This is a genomic window from Actinomadura mexicana, from assembly GCF_900188105.1.
Classification (GTDB): domain Bacteria; phylum Actinomycetota; class Actinomycetes; order Streptosporangiales; family Streptosporangiaceae; genus Spirillospora; species Spirillospora mexicana.
This window is the reverse complement of the sequence record NZ_FZNP01000009.1, coordinates 226,722-243,062: the sequence shown is the minus strand read 5'-3', so window position 1 is coordinate 243,062 and position 16,341 is coordinate 226,722. Positions and strand designations below refer to the sequence as shown.

At 71.2% G+C, this 16,341-nt stretch carries 14 protein-coding genes and 1 pseudogene; 10 read left to right on the top strand and 5 right to left on the bottom strand.

Annotated features, from left to right (window positions below; genetic code table 11):
* Nucleotides 1-30: 30 nt before the first annotated feature.
* Nucleotides 31-714, bottom strand: coding sequence for a LysR family transcriptional regulator substrate-binding protein (locus tag CHC11_RS24130; protein WP_245919674.1), 684 nt, complete (start codon nucleotides 712-714; stop codon nucleotides 31-33).
* Nucleotides 715-769: 55 nt separating this feature from the next.
* On the opposite strand from CHC11_RS24130, the gene CHC11_RS24125 reads away from it, so the two are divergent.
* Nucleotides 770-1,153, top strand: coding sequence for a DUF5997 family protein (locus CHC11_RS24125; protein WP_218826221.1), 384 nt, complete (start codon nucleotides 770-772; stop codon nucleotides 1,151-1,153).
* 32 nt (nucleotides 1,154-1,185) lie between these two features.
* Nucleotides 1,186-1,431 carry a Wadjet anti-phage system protein JetD domain-containing protein gene (locus CHC11_RS24120; RefSeq protein ID WP_089314067.1) on the top strand — a complete coding sequence of 82 codons (246 nt, stop codon included), beginning with the start codon at nucleotides 1,186-1,188 and terminating at the stop codon, nucleotides 1,429-1,431.
* 243 nt (nucleotides 1,432-1,674) lie between these two features.
* On the opposite strand, the gene CHC11_RS24115 is transcribed toward CHC11_RS24120, so the two are convergent.
* Nucleotides 1,675-1,863: a hypothetical protein gene (locus CHC11_RS24115; protein ID WP_089314066.1), complete on the bottom strand. Its 189-nt coding sequence runs from the start codon at nucleotides 1,861-1,863 to the stop codon at nucleotides 1,675-1,677.
* Between the two features lie 1,061 nt (nucleotides 1,864-2,924).
* Between CHC11_RS24115 and kdpF the strand changes: the two genes are divergently transcribed.
* From kdpF to CHC11_RS24085, 6 genes are read left to right on the top strand one after another with little or no spacing between them, the layout of a single operon-like run.
* Entirely contained in the window at nucleotides 2,925-3,014 is a 90-nt protein-coding gene (kdpF, locus tag CHC11_RS40520; RefSeq protein WP_143227241.1) for a K(+)-transporting ATPase subunit F, read from the top strand.
* Nucleotides 3,015-4,676 carry a potassium-transporting ATPase subunit KdpA gene (gene kdpA, locus CHC11_RS24105; RefSeq protein ID WP_089314064.1) on the top strand — a complete coding sequence of 554 codons (1,662 nt, stop codon included), beginning with the start codon at nucleotides 3,015-3,017 and terminating at the stop codon, nucleotides 4,674-4,676.
* Nucleotides 4,676-6,865: a potassium-transporting ATPase subunit KdpB gene (kdpB, locus tag CHC11_RS24100; RefSeq protein ID WP_089314063.1), complete on the top strand. Its 2,190-nt coding sequence runs from the start codon at nucleotides 4,676-4,678 to the stop codon at nucleotides 6,863-6,865. The genes kdpA and kdpB overlap by 1 nt, the downstream gene beginning before the upstream one ends.
* Nucleotides 6,862-7,776: a potassium-transporting ATPase subunit C gene (locus CHC11_RS24095; protein ID WP_089314062.1), complete on the top strand. Its 915-nt coding sequence runs from the start codon at nucleotides 6,862-6,864 to the stop codon at nucleotides 7,774-7,776. Before kdpB ends, CHC11_RS24095 begins: the two co-directional genes overlap by 4 nt.
* Before the next feature lie 17 nt (nucleotides 7,777-7,793).
* Nucleotides 7,794-10,340 (top strand): sensor histidine kinase, encoded by a 2,547-nt coding sequence (locus tag CHC11_RS24090; RefSeq protein WP_089314061.1) that lies wholly within the window; start codon nucleotides 7,794-7,796, stop codon nucleotides 10,338-10,340.
* A complete protein-coding gene (locus tag CHC11_RS24085) occupies nucleotides 10,337-11,014 on the top strand; it encodes a response regulator (RefSeq protein ID WP_089314060.1) in 678 nt (225 codons plus the stop codon). Before CHC11_RS24090 ends, CHC11_RS24085 begins: the two co-directional genes overlap by 4 nt.
* Before the next feature lie 434 nt (nucleotides 11,015-11,448).
* Here CHC11_RS24085 and CHC11_RS24080 read toward each other — a convergent pair whose 3' ends face one another.
* Both CHC11_RS24080 and CHC11_RS40515 read right to left on the bottom strand, forming a co-directional pair.
* Entirely contained in the window at nucleotides 11,449-12,483 is a 1,035-nt protein-coding gene (locus tag CHC11_RS24080; RefSeq protein ID WP_143227235.1) for a sulfotransferase family protein, read from the bottom strand.
* Entirely contained in the window at nucleotides 12,473-12,841 is a 369-nt protein-coding gene (locus tag CHC11_RS40515; protein WP_143227224.1) for a hypothetical protein, read from the bottom strand. Before CHC11_RS40515 ends, CHC11_RS24080 begins: the two co-directional genes overlap by 11 nt.
* A 199-nt stretch (nucleotides 12,842-13,040) precedes the next feature.
* Here CHC11_RS40515 and CHC11_RS42165 point away from each other — a divergent pair, with 199 nt between their 5' ends.
* Nucleotides 13,041-15,380, top strand: a complete 2,340-nt coding sequence (locus CHC11_RS42165) for a helicase-associated domain-containing protein (protein ID WP_089314058.1) — start codon at nucleotides 13,041-13,043, stop codon at nucleotides 15,378-15,380.
* A gap of 38 nt (nucleotides 15,381-15,418) precedes the next feature.
* Here CHC11_RS42165 and CHC11_RS43935 read toward each other — a convergent pair.
* Nucleotides 15,419-15,691 (bottom strand): annotated as a pseudogene (locus CHC11_RS43935) (restriction endonuclease); the annotation flags it as partial.
* A 405-nt stretch (nucleotides 15,692-16,096) separates the two neighbouring features.
* On the opposite strand from CHC11_RS43935, the gene CHC11_RS41555 reads away from it, so the two are divergent.
* On the top strand, nucleotides 16,097-16,270 hold the full coding sequence (locus tag CHC11_RS41555) for a hypothetical protein (protein ID WP_179278971.1): 174 nt from the start codon (nucleotides 16,097-16,099) through the stop codon (nucleotides 16,268-16,270).
* Nucleotides 16,271-16,341: the final 71 nt, after the last annotated feature.

The following is a 16,341-nucleotide window of genomic DNA, read 5'->3' as shown; positions in this document are numbered from 1 at the left end:
CAGGATCTCCGGCACCCACAATGGCTCTCTTCACGTCCGGCGGCGCTTCTGGTGGCGGTGTTTAGGGGTGGAGCGCTGGCGCGGCGGCTTCTTGCGGACGGGCTGTTGCCGGGCGTTGCGGCCGCGGGAGCTGTTGGGAGTGCGACCGCGGACGATGCCGATCAGTTCCTCCATGAGGTCGGTCGTCACGGCCTCAAGCCAGGCCAGGCCGATCTGGGACTGAGGAGCGTCGGTCACGGTGCGGTAGGTGAGGTCTCTGCGGTGGTGGAGGCGGGCGAGAGACTGCGGAAGCAGGAGGGTGCCGGCCCCCGACGCCACCAACTCGATCGCTTCGGCGGTGTCCTCAGGACGGGTGAAGGCAGGCTGCCCGGGGCGGTCGCCCCAGGTCAAGACCTCGTCGAGCGGCTCGAACACGTCCTCGTCGGCGAGATCGGCGAGCTCCACCTCCTCCACCGCGGCCACCGCGTGATCCTTGGGCACCACCACGACGGTCGTTTCCAGGTACAGCGGGATCACATGGAGGGCCTCGCGGTCGACGGGCAGGCGTACGAACGCCGCGTCCACATCACCGTTCCGCAGCAGGGGGACAACATCGGCGGCGGGGAGCTGCACCAGCCGGAGCGGTACATCCCGCACCCGCTCGGCCCACACCCCAGCCCACTTCTCGGGCGTCACCCCCGGCACGTAGGCCAGGCGGAACTCACCTTTGGTCACTCCCTCAGCCTAGTCACGTCCGGGCAGCCCCCTTCCGCTGGCTACCCTTGAGGTCATGAGCACGTCCAGGGCGAAGACCCCGCAGACCATGAAGTCCGCGACCGCGGCCAAGAAGCTGGGGATCCTGCTGTCGGCAGCGCCCACCGAGTTCCAGGAAGGCCCTGTCTCCCGGGACGAACTGAACGCGCTCCAGGCCGACCCGCCGTCGTGGCTCGCCGACCTCCGCCGCGAGGGCCCCCACCCCCGCCAGGTCGTCGCCGCCAAGCTCCGTGTCTCCGCCTCAGGTCTGGCCCGCGCCGGCATCACGGGCTCCCTCACCACGGCCGAGATCGAGAATTTGAAGGCCGAGAACCCCGACTGGCTGGAGCGCGAGCAAGCCATCCGAGTCAAAGTCCGCGAAGAGGAACTCCGCCTCAAGCAGCAGCGCGCCAAAACCTGACTCACCGGTGGCGCCGCCATCGGGATGCGAGCTTGTGGCTTCACTCCCGCGGGAGGGCGCTGCCGACATGGGGAGGATCGGGGCGAGCCGGGCGGAGGGCAACCGGTCGCCCCATCAAGGCGTCCCCGGCGATCCTGCCGCACCTCACCGAAGCCGAGGCCACCGCATACGACACCATCGCGACCGCAGGCCCCACCCCGTTCCGCCGGCTCGAACAGGAGGCCATTCCCCTCGCCGACGCCGCGACCCGGCTGCCGGACGTCTCCGCGACCGGCTGATCGGAACCAGCAGTACCGCGGCGACCAGGAACACGCCGGCCAGCGCGACCCAGCCGAGCAGGCTCTCGGCGTCCACCAGCCAGGCGAACAACGTCGGCGCCGCCACCATGCTCACATCGGTGCCCAACCTGAACACGCCCTGGTACTGACCGAGTGAACTCTCTGGGGCGAGACCGTAGACGAGCCCCCAGGTACCGGCCGCCGAAAAGATCTCCCCGGCCACAAGCACGAGCGCCATCGTGATCATGATGGCGACCACATCACCCCTTCGACGGCGAAGCCGACCTCGAAGGCCCGTCTCGACCCGTCCGAGACGAGGAGCGCGCCGAGCCCCAGACCGGCGAGCATCGCCGAATGGCTCAGCGTCTTGACGACCGCGCGGTAGCGTACCCGGCGGTCCACCGCGATCGTCCGGCCGACCAGGACGGACATCACCGTCGGTTTGGTCGGGGAACTCCACCCCCGTCTCGGTCTCCAGCCGCACCGCCAGGGAGAGCCAGTCCAGGGAGCCCGAACCGAGCAAGGCGAAATCCATGCGCCTCAGTTCGGGATCCGACACCAGTCGCTCCGCGCTCGGACCGCGGCCGCCGCGCTCGGCCAGCATGCGCGCCATGGGCACCGCGACGAGCAGGTCACATGGGGCGGACATGTGAGCCCGTCCCGCGTACGATCCCCCCACTGTCGATCTTACGGGCCGGCGGGACGACTCCCGCGAAGGTCTCCGCGTCCACGTCGCAGCCGGTGAGGAGCGCGCTCATGGCGATTCCCCAGCCGAGCGAGTGGACGAGCGGGATGGGAACGGCGACCCGGTCGCGCTCGCCCTGGTCACGGGTGGGTGGGGCGCGTGGGACTCGAACCCACAACCTACGGATTGGAAGTCCGAAATTGTCATGTCAGGGCAGGCCCGATCTCGGTGTCGGCCTGTCCCGCGCGGTACTGCTCAACCGCCGAGCAGGAAATGAGCGAACATGACGGGCCACGAGTGGTCGTCATCGCCAACGCGGGTACCGGCCGAACCGGCCGGCGGCGGTGGTCGCGCTGCGGCCGACGGTGGGTCGTACGCCCCCGGCGGCGACTGCTGGACAGGCACGCCCCCATCTGGGGGAGGGGGCGTGCCTGTAGTGAGTGCGTAAAGATCGCGCGGTTGGGCGTAGGGATGGCGTCAAGATAAGCCTTTTGCCCTGCTGAGGGGTGTTTTCTGCGTGGTGTGCCGTGGACCGCCCGGCGCCGGACGGACGGCAGGGAAGGCCTTCTTGCCTGCTTGGGAGTTCCGCGTTGACCGGCTGAGGGAACGCGCACTGCGGAGCCGGGACGGCTGGGAGCCGGGTCGGGCCCGGCGGGCGGCGGCCCTCGGCGGGACGGAAACGGCAACGCTCGGACGCACGTCCAGAGCCGATCGAGGAACTCGGAGTCATGGCAGACGTGGTGCTCGTGGCGCTGACCATCGCGGTGTTCGCGGTGCTCGCGCTGGTGGTGAAGGCGGTGGGGCGCCTGTGAGCGTCGAGAACGCGGCGGGGTTGGTGCTCGCCGCCGGGCTGGCGGTCTTCCTTGTGGTCGCGTTGCTCTTCCCCGAGAGGTTCTGAATGGGTTCCGCGACCGCGGGGATCGTGTTCATCGCGTCTCTGCTCCTGGCGCTCGCCGCGGTGCACGTGCCGCTCGGCGACTACATGTACCGGGTGTACTCCTCGCCCCGGCATCTGCGGGTGGAACGGGCCCTCTACAAGGTCATGGGAGTGGATCCGGAGGGCGAGCAGACGTGGGGCGTGCACGCCCGCAGCGTCCTGGCGTTCTCGCTGGTGTCGGTGCTCGTGCTGTACGGGTTGCAGCGGCTGCAGGGCCTGCTGCCGTACGACCTCGGTTTCGGTGGGGTGCGGGACCAGGTCGCCTGGAACACCGCCGTCAGTTTCGTCACCAACACCAACTGGCAGGCGTACTCCGGCGAGTCCACGATGGGCTATCTGACGCAGATGGCCGGTCTCGCGGTGCAGAACTTCGTGTCGGCGGCGGTCGGGATGTCCGTGGCGGTCGCGCTGGTCCGGGGGTTCGCCCGGACGCGGACCGGCGAGCTCGGCAACTTCTGGGTGGACCTCACCCGCGGCGCTCTCCGCGTCCTGCTGCCCATCGCCGTCGTCGGCGCGGTCGCGCTGTTGGCCGGCGGCGTCGCGCAGAACTTCGCGGACACGCACAGCGTCACCACGATCGCCGGACAGCGGCAGGCGATCCCGGGCGGGCCGGTGGCCTCACAGGAGGCGATCAAGGAACTGGGGACGAACGGCGGCGGCTTCTACAACGCCAACTCCGCCCATCCGTACGAGAACCCCGCGGCCTGGACGAACTGGATTGAGATCTTCCTACTGCTGCTGGTGGCGTCCGCGCTGCCGCGCACGTTCGGCCGGCTCGTCGGGCAGAAGCGGCAGGGGTACGCGATCGCCGCGGTGATGGCCGTGCTGGCGACGATCGCCGTCTGCGCGACGACGGCGGCGCAGGTCGTCCACCACGGCACCGTCCCGCAGGCGGCGGGCGCGGCGGCCGAGGGCACCGAGACCCGCTTCGGGATCGCCGGCTCGGCGGTGTTCGCCGCCGCGACGACGCTCACCTCGACCGGCGCCGTCGACTCGGCGCACGACTCCTATACGAGCCTCGGCGGCGGGATGCTGCTGGTGAACATGATGCTCGGTGAGGTCGCGCCGGGCGGCGTCGGCTCCGGCCTGTACGGGATGCTGGTCCTCGCGGTGATCGCTGTGTTCGTCGCCGGGCTCATGGTCGGCCGGACGCCCGAGTACCTCGGCAAGCGGATCGGCGCGCGAGAGATCAAGTTCGCGTCGCTGTACTTCCTGGTCACGCCCGCGCTGGTGCTGGTCGGTGCCGGGGTCGCGACGGCGTTCCCCGGGCCGCGCGCGTCGATGCTGAACAGCGGGCCGCACGGGTTCTCCGAGGTGCTGTACGCGTTCACCTCGGCGGCCGGCAACAACGGGTCGGCGTTCGCCGGGCTGTCGGCCGCGACCTGGTTCTACGACGTCGCGCTCGGCCTGGTGATGCTGCTCGGGCGGTTCCTCCCGATCGTGCTCGTGCTCGCCCTGGCCGGTTCGCTGGCCCGGCAGACCCCGGTCCCCGCGTCCGCCGGGACGCTTCCGACGCACCGTCCGCAGTTCGTGGGCCTGGTCGTGGGTGTGGCGGTCGTCCTGGTCGCCCTGACGTTCTTCCCCGCGCTGGCTCTCGGGCCGCTCGCCGAAGGGATCCACTGATGCCCCCCCGAACCCTCAGGACGCGGTCGTCCGGAAGGCGTCCGGCGCCCGGGCGCCGGCCCGGCGGCCGTCCCGACACCGGCCTGGTGGGCGGCGGCCTGCTCGACCCCCGGCAACTGCTGGCGTCGCTGCCCGCCGCGCTCCGCAAGCTCGACCCGCGCGTCCTGTGGCGCAACCCCGTCATGCTGATCGTGGAGGTCGGCGCGGTGTGGACGACGGTCCTGGCGATCGCGGACCCGTCGTCGTTCTCGGTGCTGATCGCTGTGTGGCTGTGGCTGACGGTGATCTTTGCGAATCTGGCGGAGGCGGTCGCCGAGGGACGCGGCAAGGCCCAGGCCGACACGCTGCGCAAGGCCAAGAAGGACACGCTCGCGCGGCGGCTGCACGGCTGGACGCCCGGCGCGGCCGCCGCGGACGGGGAGGAGGTCCCGGCCGCCGAGCTGAGGCGCGGTGATGTGGTCGTGGTCGAGGCCGGGCAGATCATCCCGGGCGATGGCGACGTCGTCGAGGGCATCGCCAGCGTCGACGAGTCCGCGATCACGGGGGAGTCGGCCCCGGTGATCCGCGAGTCGGGCGGCGACCGCAGCGCGGTGACCGGCGGGACGAGGGCGCTGTCCGACCGGATCGTCGTGGTGATCACCCAGCGGCCGGGCGAGTCGTTCATCGACCGGATGATCGGGCTGGTGGAGGGCGCCGCCCGGCAGAAGACACCCAACGAGATAGCGCTGAACATCCTGCTGGCCGCGCTGACGATCACCTTTCTGGTCGCGACCGCCACCATGCAGCCGTTCGCGATCCTCGCCAAGGCCGGCAACCCCGGCGTCCCGGACAGCGCGGCGCTGGACGGGAACGGCGTCACCGGCGTCGTGCTCGTCTCCCTGCTCGTCTGCCTCATCCCGACGACGATCGGCGCGCTGCTCAGCGCCATCGGCATCGCGGGCATGGACCGGCTGGTGCAGCGGAACGTCCTGGCGATGTCCGGCCGGGCCGTCGAGGCCGCCGGCGACGTCAACACCCTGCTGCTGGACAAGACCGGCACCATCACCCTCGGCAACCGGCAGGCGGCGGAGTTCGTCCCGGTCGGCGGCGTCACCGAGGAGGCCCTCGCGGACGCGGCCCAGCTGTCGAGTCTGGCGGACGCGACGCCCGAGGGGCGCTCCATCGTCGTCTATGCGAAGGAGGCGTACGGGCTGCGGGAACGGCACCCGGGTGAGCTCGCGCACGCCGACTGGATCCCGTTCACCGCGCAGACCCGGATGTCCGGCGTCGACGTCGACGGCCGCCGGCTTCGCAAGGGCGCCGCTGCGGCGGTGGCCGCGTGGGTCCGCGAGCAGGGCGGGCGGGTGCCGCCCGCGCTGGGGGAGGTGGTGGACGGCATCGGGGCGGCGGGCGGTACCCCGCTGGTCGTCGGCGAGGTCGGCCCCGGCCCGGACGGGACGCCGCGCGCGGCGGTGCTCGGCGTCGTCCATCTCAAGGACGTCGTCAAGCAGGGCATGCGCGTCCGGTTCGACCGTATGCGCGCCATGGGCATCAAGACGATCATGGTGACCGGCGACAACCCGCTGACCGCGCGGGCGATCGCCGACGAGGCGGGCGTGGACGACTTCCTCGCCGAGGCCCGGCCGGAGGACAAGCTCGCCTTCATCAGGGCGGAGCAGGAGGGCGGCCGGCTCGTCGCGATGACCGGCGACGGGACCAACGACGCGCCGGCCCTCGCCCAGGCGGACGTCGGCGTCGCCATGAACACCGGCACCTCCGCCGCCAAGGAGGCCGGGAACATGGTCGATCTCGACTCCGATCCCACCAAGCTCATCGAGATCGTGGAGATCGGCAAGCAGCTCCTCATCACCCGGGGCGCGCTGACCACGTTCTCCCTCGCCAACGACATCGCCAAGTACTTCGCGATCATCCCGGCGCTGTTCGTGACGCTGTTCCCGGGTCTGGAGACGCTGAACGTCATGCGGCTGACCAGCGCGGAGTCGGCGATCCTCTCGGCCGTCGTGTTCAACGCGCTCGTCATCGTCGGGCTGATCCCGCTGGCGCTCCGGGGCGTCCGCTACCGGCCGAGCTCGGCGTCTCGGCTGCTGCGCCGCAACCTGTCCCTGTATGGGCTGAGCGGCGTCATCGCCCCGTTCGCCGGGATCAAGGTGATCGACCTCATCGTCCAGTTCATTCCGGGGATCTCATGAACACACTTCCCGCCTGGGCCCGCCGGCATCTGGCGGCCCTCCGCGCCCTGCTGGTCTTCACCGTCATCTGCGGCGTCCTGTATCCGCTGGCCGTCACCGCCGTCGCCCAGGTGCCCGGGCTCCGGCACAAGGCCGACGGCTCCCTGGCCAGCGCGGACGGCAGGGACGCCGGCAGTGCCCTGATCGGGCAGACGTTCACCGACGCGCACGGGAACCCGCTCGTGCGGTACTTCCAGAGCCGTCCGTCCGCCGCCGGAGACGGCTACGACCCCACGGCGTCCGGCGCGAGCAACCTCGGCCCCGAGGACGTCGTTGACACCCTCCCCGACCCCGCACTGGTCAAGGCGGGCAAACCGGACCCGAACGCCCGGCAGAGCCTCCTCACGCAGGTCTGCGCGCGCAGCAAGGCGATCGGTGCCCGGGAAGGCGTGGACGGGTCGCGCCTGTACTGCACCGGCGGCGGTTTGGGCGCGGTGCTGTCCGTGATCGGCCCGCGCGACGCGAGCGGCGCCGTCGTCCGCCCGACGCGGGTCGTCAGCGTCAACGAGGCGTGCCCCGCGACACCGTTCCTGGCGACGTACCGTGGAGTCAAGGTCGAGTGCCACGCCCCCGGTGAGGACGTCGGCGCGGGCCGCATCACCCCCGTCCGCGGCGGCGCCCCGGCGCGGCCCGTGGTCCCGGCCGACGCCGTAACCGCGAGCGGCAGCGGCCTCGACCCGCACATCTCACCCGCGTACGCGAGACTGCAGGCCGGACGGGTCGCCCGGGCGCGCGGAGTGAGCGCCGACCGGATCCGCGTGCTGATCGACAGGCACACGACCGGACGTGCACTGGGGTTCATGGGGGAGCCGGCGGTGAACGTCCTGCAGCTCAACATCGACCTCGACAGGACCGCCCCGTCCCGGGGCTGAAGGGGGCGAGACCGACCATGGCCAGAGGGCGGCTCCGCATCTACCTGGGGGCTGCCCCCGGCGTGGGCAAGACCTACGCCATGCTCGCCGAGGGCCGGCGGCGCGTCGCCCGCGGCACCGACCTCGTCGTCGGTTTCGTCGAGACGCACGGTCGCGTCCACACCGCCGAGCTCCTCGACGGCCTGGAGATCGTCGCGCGCCGTACCCTCGCCTACCGTGGCGCGGATTTCACCGAGTTGGACGCCGCGGCCGTCATCGCCCGCTCTCCTCAGGTCGCCCTGATCGACGAGCTCGCGCACACCAACGTCCCGGGCAGCCGCAACCCCAAGCGCTGGCAGGACGTCGAGGAGATCCTGGAGGCCGGGATCGACGTCGTCACCACCGTCAACATCCAGCACCTGGAGTCGGTGAACGACGTCGTCGAGCAGATCACCGGGATCGCGCAGCGCGAGACCCTCCCGGACGAGGTCGTGCGCCGCGCCGACCAGGTCGAGCTGGTCGACATGTCCGCCGAGGCCCTGCGCCGCCGGATGGCCCACGGCAACGTCTACCCGCCCGAGAAGGTCGACGCGGCGCTGTCCAACTACTTCCGCGTCGGCAACCTCACCGCCCTCCGCGAGCTGGCCCTGCTGTGGCTGGCCGGCAAGGTCGACGAGCAGCTCGACCGGTACCGCGCCGACCACGGCATCGCCCGCACATGGGAGGCCCGCGAGCGCGTCGTCGTCGCGCTCACCGGCGGGCCCGAGAGCGAGACCCTGATCCGCCGCGCGTCCCGCATCGCCGCCCGCACCAAGGGCGCCGACCTGCTCGCCGTGCACATCATCCGCGGCGACGGCCTCTCCGGCACCCGCCCCGACCGGCTCGCCCGCCAGCGCGACCTCGTCGAGAGCGTCGGCGGCACCTACCACCAGGTCGTCGGCGACGACGTGCCGAGGGCGCTGCTGGAGTTCGCGCGCGCCGTCAACGCCTCGCAGCTCGTCCTCGGCGTCTCCCGCCGCAACCGGTTCGCTCGGGCTCTCTTCCCCGGCGTCGGCGTCGCCGCCACCGCGCTGTCCGGCTCGATCGACGTCCACATGGTCACCCACGAGCACGCCCACCGCGGCCTGCGGCACCGCCGGTCCGCCGGGCCCGCCCTGCCGCCGCGCCGCCGGCTCGCCGGCTTCGTCCTCGCGATCCTCGGCCTTCCACTGCTCAGCTACACCCTCACCGAACTGCGCGGCGCGTTCTCCCTGCCCGTCGACATCATGTTCTTCCTCGCCGCCATCGTCGGGGTCGCGCTCGTCGGCGGCATGTGGCCGGCCCTGATCGCCGCGGTCACCGGCTCCGTCCTGCTGAACTACTTCTTCACCCCGCCCCTGCACACCCTCACCATCGCCCAGCACGAGAACCTGCTGGCCCTGGGCGTGTTCCTGCTGGTGGCCGCCGCCGTCAGCGGCGTCGTCGACCTCGCCGCCCGAAGGTCCCGCGAGGCCACCCGCCTCGGCGCGGACGCCGAGGTGCTGTTCACCCTCGCCGGCAACGTCCTGCGCGGCGAGCGGGCGCTCGACGCGCTGCTCGGCCGGCTGCGGGAGACCTTCGGGCTCGACTCGGTCACCCTCCTGGAACGCGTCCCCGGCGCCCTCCCCGCGCCGAGCGGCCACGGTGCCACCGCCGACTGGAAGGTCATCGCCGCGGTCGGCGGACGTCCCTGCACCGTCCCCGAGGAGGCCGACACCGATATCCCCGTCGACGACGGCCTCGCCCTCGCCCTGCGCGGCCGCCCCCCGACCGCCGGGGACCGCCGCATCCTGGAGGCGTTCGCCGTCCAGGCCGTCGCCGCGCTGGAGGCGCAGCGGCTGGAGGCCGAGGCCGAGCGGGCCCGGCCGCTGGAGGCAGTGGACCGGATGCGCACCGCCCTGCTCAGCGCCGTCAGCCACGACCTGCGCACCCCGCTCGCGTCCGCGAAGGCCGCCGTCGAGAGCCTCGGCAACACCGAGATCCGCTGGACCCACGAGGAACGCGCCGAGCTTCTCGACACCGCCGCTCAGTCCCTCGACCGGCTCGACCGCCTCGTCGCCGACCTCCTCGACATGAGTCGGCTGCAGGCCGGCGCCCTCGGCATGGCCGCCCGACCTCTCGCCCTGGACGAGGTCGTTCCCCGCGCGCTCGACGAGCTCGGACCCGACGGGCACGCCGTCAGCGTCCGGATCCCCGCCGACCTCCCCGAGGTCGAAGCCGACCCGGCGCTCCTGCAGCGCGTCCTGGTCAACCTGATCACCAATGCGCTGCGCTACAACCCGCCCGGCAAACCCGTCCTGGTCACCGCCGGCGCCATCCGGGACCGCGTCGAACTGCGCGTCGCCGACCGCGGCCCCGGCGTACCCGCCGCCGACCACGACCGGATCTTCCTGCCGTTCCAGCGGCTGTCCGACCGCGACAACCACACCGGCTCCGGTCTCGGCCTCGCCCTCGCCCGCGGGCTCACCGAGGCGATGAGCGGCGAACTCGTCCCCGAGGACACCCCCGGCGGCGGCCTCACGATGATCGTCTCGCTGCCCCGCACGGCCCGAACGGACCGCCCATGACCCGTGTCCTCGTCGTCGACGACGACCCCCAGATACTGCGGGCCCTGCGCATCAACCTGCGCGCCCGCGACTACGACGTCGAGACCGCCGCCGACGGCACCGCCGCCCTCCGCCTCGCCGGTACCGCGCGGCCCGACCTGGTCATCCTCGACCTCGGCCTGCCCGACATCGAGGGCCTCGACGTCATCCACGGCCTGCGCGGCTGGACCGACGTCCCGATCATCGTCCTGTCCGGCCGGGCGGGCAGCCGCGACAAGGTCGACGCCCTCGACGCCGGCGCCGACGACTATGTCACCAAGCCCTTCACCATCGAGGAGCTCATCGCCCGCATCCGCGCCGTCACCCGCCGCGCCAGACCCGGCGAGTCCCTGCCCACGGCCGCCATCGGTGACCACACCGTCGACCTGGCGAGCAAGACCGTCACCACGTCCGACGGCACGTCCGTCCGCCTGACGCCGACCGAGTGGCACCTGCTGGAGATCCTGCTGCGCAACCCCGGCAAGCTGATCGGCCACCGGCAGCTCCTCACGGAGGTCTGGGGGCCCGCGTACGCTCGGGAGAGCCACTATCTCCGCCAGTACATGGCCCAGCTCCGCCGCAAACTGGAACCAGACCCGACCCGGCCCCGCCATCTGCTGACCGAACCCGGCATGGGCTACCGTTACGCCCCCTGACGCCGCCGCGCCTGGTAATTTCCGTTGCCGATTCGCCTGCCCGGCACCCGGCTGCCAGCGCTTCGGAGCGCGTCCGGTGCGGTGAAGACCTTCGGTGCAGCGTGAGCTCGGCTGACCTCGCTGGCCCCCGACGGCACCAACAAGTAGCAGGCAAGGGGACGAAATGGGACGAACCGGGCGGCGGACAAGGCGACAATCTGTATTTGCCATGGTCGCAGGTGGTGGGTCGCCTGGACTCGAACCCACAACCGAAGGATTAAAGGTCGGCTGCTCTCGCATCAGACGCGTGCTCTCAAGGCCAGACCGTAACGTTCTGTCCGTATCCGGCGCCATTCCCGTGCCGCCACATCCCGCTCCGTGCCAGTCCATTGAGAAACCGCCGAGCAGGCAACGAGCCGACAGGGCCGTCGCAGCGCCCGCCGATACGGCGAGCGTCACTGCTCGGCGGCGGGCATGGGTTTGCGGGGCTTCGCCGGCGCACCCCGGACGGCCGCGTGGACGACCTCCGCGACGTTGTAGCCGAGGACGCTCGCCAGGTCGGTCAGCCCCGGAGTGCTGAGGACCGCGTTGACCTCACCGGTCTCCAAGCCGCGTCGCCAGCGGGTGTCCTCCCGGGGCTTCCCGTCGTTCCAGTACGCCCGGGCATGCCGCACGAAGTCCTCCGCCTCCGCACGCCCGGGACCGTCGAGCCGCCGGATGTAGTCCTCCAGCTGCTCCTTCCCCACGTACGGGACGAAGGAGCTCCAGTTGCCGCCGGTGTCGTGGATCCTCGCGTTGTCGGGCTCCGAGTCCAGCGGAAGGTGCAGGAAGCCGGCCAGCCGCTCCAGCGACCGTTCAGGGCGCGCTATGTAGTCCTCGTAGCGGACGACCGTGTGCGGCAGACCGTACGTGTTGACGGTGCGAAGGGCGTCCACGTACGTGTCCCGCCAGATGCCCGCGCCCCGCCACAGCGGCTCCCCCGTCCGGTTCCGGTAGCTGATCGCGAAAGCGATCGGGTTCCGCGCCGTGACGATCACGTTCATCAGTGCCCGGTTCGCCGGGTCGGCGAGCTGCTGCTCGATCGCCTGCCGGAGCCAGGTGACGTACTTGCTTCCGTCGACGATCACCGAAACGCCCAGTGACCGGGCGAAGCGCCGGTGCATGCCGAGGATGTCGTCGTACGACACCCGCTCCCGGAGCGCGTCCGTGAAGTGCCGGCACTCCTTGCCGAGCAGCGAGCAGGGCCCGCAGTATCGACCGGCGTCCTTGTGGCTGTACTCGGGCATCTGCGTGAAGTTGTTCAGCTCGCCGACGTAGTGGGCGCCCCGGATCCGAGTGGTCATGTCGCGCCCGAGCAGCGTCGAGCCCGAGAACAGCGTGCCGACGACGAACACCGAGGCCGGCGGGCGGTCCTGCCCGTCGCGGAGCCTGGACCGCAGGTTCGCGAGCCGGCCAGGCTGAAGTGGGGCCCCTTGCTTCTCAGCGTCCATGCTCACGCCCACGGGAAAGATGAGTACCAGCCGGCCGGAACGAGATGGCCGTGCAGAGCATTGTGCACGCTACCGCCGCCCACTTCGAGCGACCCGGCCACCGTCCTGCCCAGTATGAGCCCGGCGCCGCCGCGCGGTCGCCCGGCCCGTTGCCGTTGAGGAAGTAGAACAGCGCGAAGAAGAGCAGCACGGTGGCTCCGAACGCTCCGCATCCATACTGGAACGACTGCGGAAGTGAGCTGCCGTCGAGGCGCTGCAGGATGCCGCCGACCAGCGCGGCGATGACCCCGAGAAGGGCAGCGATCGTCGCGAGCAGGATACGGACGGTACGTGATCCCTGTGAGCGGGGCGCTGTCATGATTCTCCCTTCAAGGGGTGGACGGTCGCCAGGAGCCCGTTGACGAGGCCGTCGGCCAGAGCGGCGCGCATCATGATGCGCACATTCGCCTACCTCGCTCACCCGAGATCGCCGGTCGGCTCGGTACGGACCTGATGTTCGGCTCGCGTACGGCCGCACGCGGTGGCATCGTGGGCGGGTGGCGCGGAAGGAACGAGATGTGACGGGTTCGTTCAGCACCTGGCTGGCGGGGTTGAGCCGGGAGGAGCTCGCCGGCCTGCTGACCGAGCGGCCGGACGCGTTGGCCGACCCGGAGCCGTTGACGTTGGGTGAGCTCGCGGAACGGCTGTCCGGCCCGCGCGGGGTCATGGCGGCGTTCGCTACCTGCGATCTGCCGTTGGTGCAGTTCGCGGAGGTGCTCGCGGCCCTCGGCGGCACTGCGGCGAGGGCGGACGCCGAGGCGTTGCTGGGCGCCGCGCCGGACGACTTCGAGAGGGTGCTGGACGAACTCGTCCGGCGGGGCCTCGTATGGCCGGCGGATGGTCTGCTGCATCTCGTGGAGCCGTTGAGGGAATGGCCGATCGGGGGCGGACCGCTCGGTCTGGGGCCATCGGCCGCCGTTCTGCTGCCGCACCTGAGAGTCGAGGATCTCCGCCGGATCGTCCGGGGTCTGGGTGTCGAGTCACCAGGGAAGCGCAAGGCGGAGCTGCTGGACGCGGCTCTCGCAGGCCTGGGTGACGCGGAACGGGTGCGGCGAGTCGTGGCCGCCGCGCCGCAACGGGAACGGCGCCGGATCGAGAAGATCGCGCACGCCGGCTGCGTGGAGGACTACCAGGGCATTCACCTGTTCGGCCAGGAAAGCCCATATGCCTGGGCGCTGGCCCGGGGACTGCTCGTCCAGCCCGACTGGATGGAGCCGCTCATGCCCGCGGAGGTGGCACTGGCGCTGCGCGGCCCGTCTTATCAGGCGTCCTTCACACCGGCCGCGCCGTCCGTCGGCACGACCGCGGCGCCGGAGGGCACGGTGACGGCGGAGTTCGCCGCAGCGTCGGCCCGCGCCGTAGAGCAGATGGAAGCGGTTCTCCGGTCCTGCACCGCGGAGCCGCCGACCCGTCTGAAGTCCGGTGGCGTCGGTGTCCGAGAGTTGCGGCGGATGGCCAGGCGGACAGGAGGTTCCGAGGACGCCGTCCGGCTCTGGCTGGAACTGGCCGCGGCCGAAGGGTTGCTGGACTGGCGCGACGGCGCGCTCGTCCCGACGGCTGAAGGCGGTGACCCGATGCCGGCCGCCACGCGCTTGGCGTCCATGTTGCGTACCTGGGAGCGGATGCCGCGCCTTCCAACGCTGGACCACCCGGAGGAGGGCCGTCGCACTCCTCTGGACACTCGGGCGTACGATCCAGCGGCGCCCCGGCTTCGCGCCGCGGTGCTCGAAAGCCTCGCGGACCTCCCCGGAGGGCACGGCGCGGCCGGACCCGAACGACTGGTCGCGGCGGTGACATGGCGGTCCCCGCTTTTGTTCGAGGACGCCGAGCTGGCACCGCCTTACATCGCGGCAGTCTGGCGAGAAGCGGAACTGCTCGGTGTGCTCGCCCAAGGCGTGCTCACTCCGACCGGACGCGTGCTGGTGGGCGCCGACGCCCCGGCAACGCTGGATGAGGCCGTCGCGGACGCGCTGGAAGCGACTTGCGGACAGGTACTCCTGCAAAGTGACCTCACGGCCGTGGTCCCCGGGCCGCCCGCGCCGTGGCTGGCGGGACTCCTGGATCTGGTCGCCGATCGCGAATCCCGGGGCATCGCCTCGGTCTGGAGGTTCAGCATGGCCAGCGTGCGGCGCGCCCTGGACGAGGGCCGCTCCGCCGAAGGGATCCGCTCCGACCTGGAGGCGGCGGCGGGCACCGACCTGCCACAGCCGCTGGCATACCTGATCGACGATGTCGCCCGCAGGCACGGCGAGATCACTGTCACCGCATTCGCCTGCGCGATCTGCTGCTCCCGCCCCGCGCTGCTCGCCGAGATCCTGGCCCATCGAGGGCTGCGCCGGCTGAAGCTCCGAGAACTGGCGCCCACGGTGCTCGCCAGCGCCGAGCCGGTGAACCACACTCTGGTGGCTCTCCGGGCTGCCGGTTACGTACCGGTCGGCGCGGGCGACGGTAGCGCACCCTTCATCGAACGCGCGCCGGCACGCCCTTCCCACCGCAGGAAGCGTTCGGCCAGGAAGGACGAGGCCTCCCGGCCGCGCACGCCGATCGATCTGGCCGCCCGGCTGCACGGAACGCCACCGGACCCGCCCGCCGAAGCGGACGTCGTCGAGGCCCGCATGGGGGACCACGCTCCGCACCTGTCGGTTGCCGAACGGCGCATGCTGGTCCACGCCGTGCAGACGGGCACTGCCGTCGGCATCGACTACGTCAACGGCGAGGGCAATCCCACCACCCGTGTGATCGAGAAAATCCGTCTCGACGCCCCCTTCCTCACCGCCTGGTGCCGGCTGCGCGACGACGAGAGGGTCTTCCACATCGGCCGCGTCCAGGCCGTGACTCCGGCCGTTCTCATGACCTGAGGACCGGCCACCGGCGCATGCTTCTTGAGCAGGTGCTTGAGTTCGGCGCCGTTGATGAGGGTTAAGCGGTTGTGCTGTGCGAACTGCTCGCTGGCGCGGCCGAACGATGATGTCGTCACCAGGACCCCGGTGGTCGCGTTGTGGTCCGACATGACGCCGGTGAGTGCGTGCACGGCTTGTCGGTGCCAGTTTGATGAGGTTGGGCCGGGAATCCAGCCCCGAGACCACGTCCAGCCGTCGGGAGACTTCCGGTGGTGGGCAGAGCTTCGTCGAGAGCACAGCGGCCGCGCGAGACGTTGGTGACATGACACACCCGGCCCGACTTGCTTAACTATGGACGATCTTGTCGTTACTGTCGTACCCCAAGGTCGGCGAAGCGGTCACCGGAGGTAACGATGAGGTCCGGACGGTGGATGCTCGTCGCCTGGCTGATCATAGGAGCGCTCGCCGCGGGACAGCGCCACTACTACACCCAGTTTGACGGCAGTTGCGCCAGAATCGCCACGATCGGAATCACCTTGGCCTCCGGTCCGCTCAACTACATCGGCCTCAACCCCACCGCCAACTGCAGGGTTCCCCAGCCGAGCAAATGACATGCCGGGCTCTACGACCGCGTCATCGTGAGACCTTCTGACGACATCTCGGGCTGCCCGCCGTTGCGCGGACACCCTGACGTTCCCATGGTTCTGCGGGTCGTGCGTGAGCCTCGATCTCTCGTGAGGTCGGTCGCCGACGACCTCCCCGCGGTCGAGTGGATCGGCCGGCACGGGATGTGGGTGGCGCCGGCGGCGTGGGCGCTCGCGTTCGTCGCGATGGTCGTCCACCTGGCCCGGACGCTGGTCTGCCCCCGGCCGGTGGCCGCTGAGTCGTGGCCCCTGGGAAAGTCGTAGTGCCGCATCAACCGATCGGCTGATGGCTGGTAGAGCGGCCTGGGCGATGTGCGCGGGCACCGCCCGCCGGG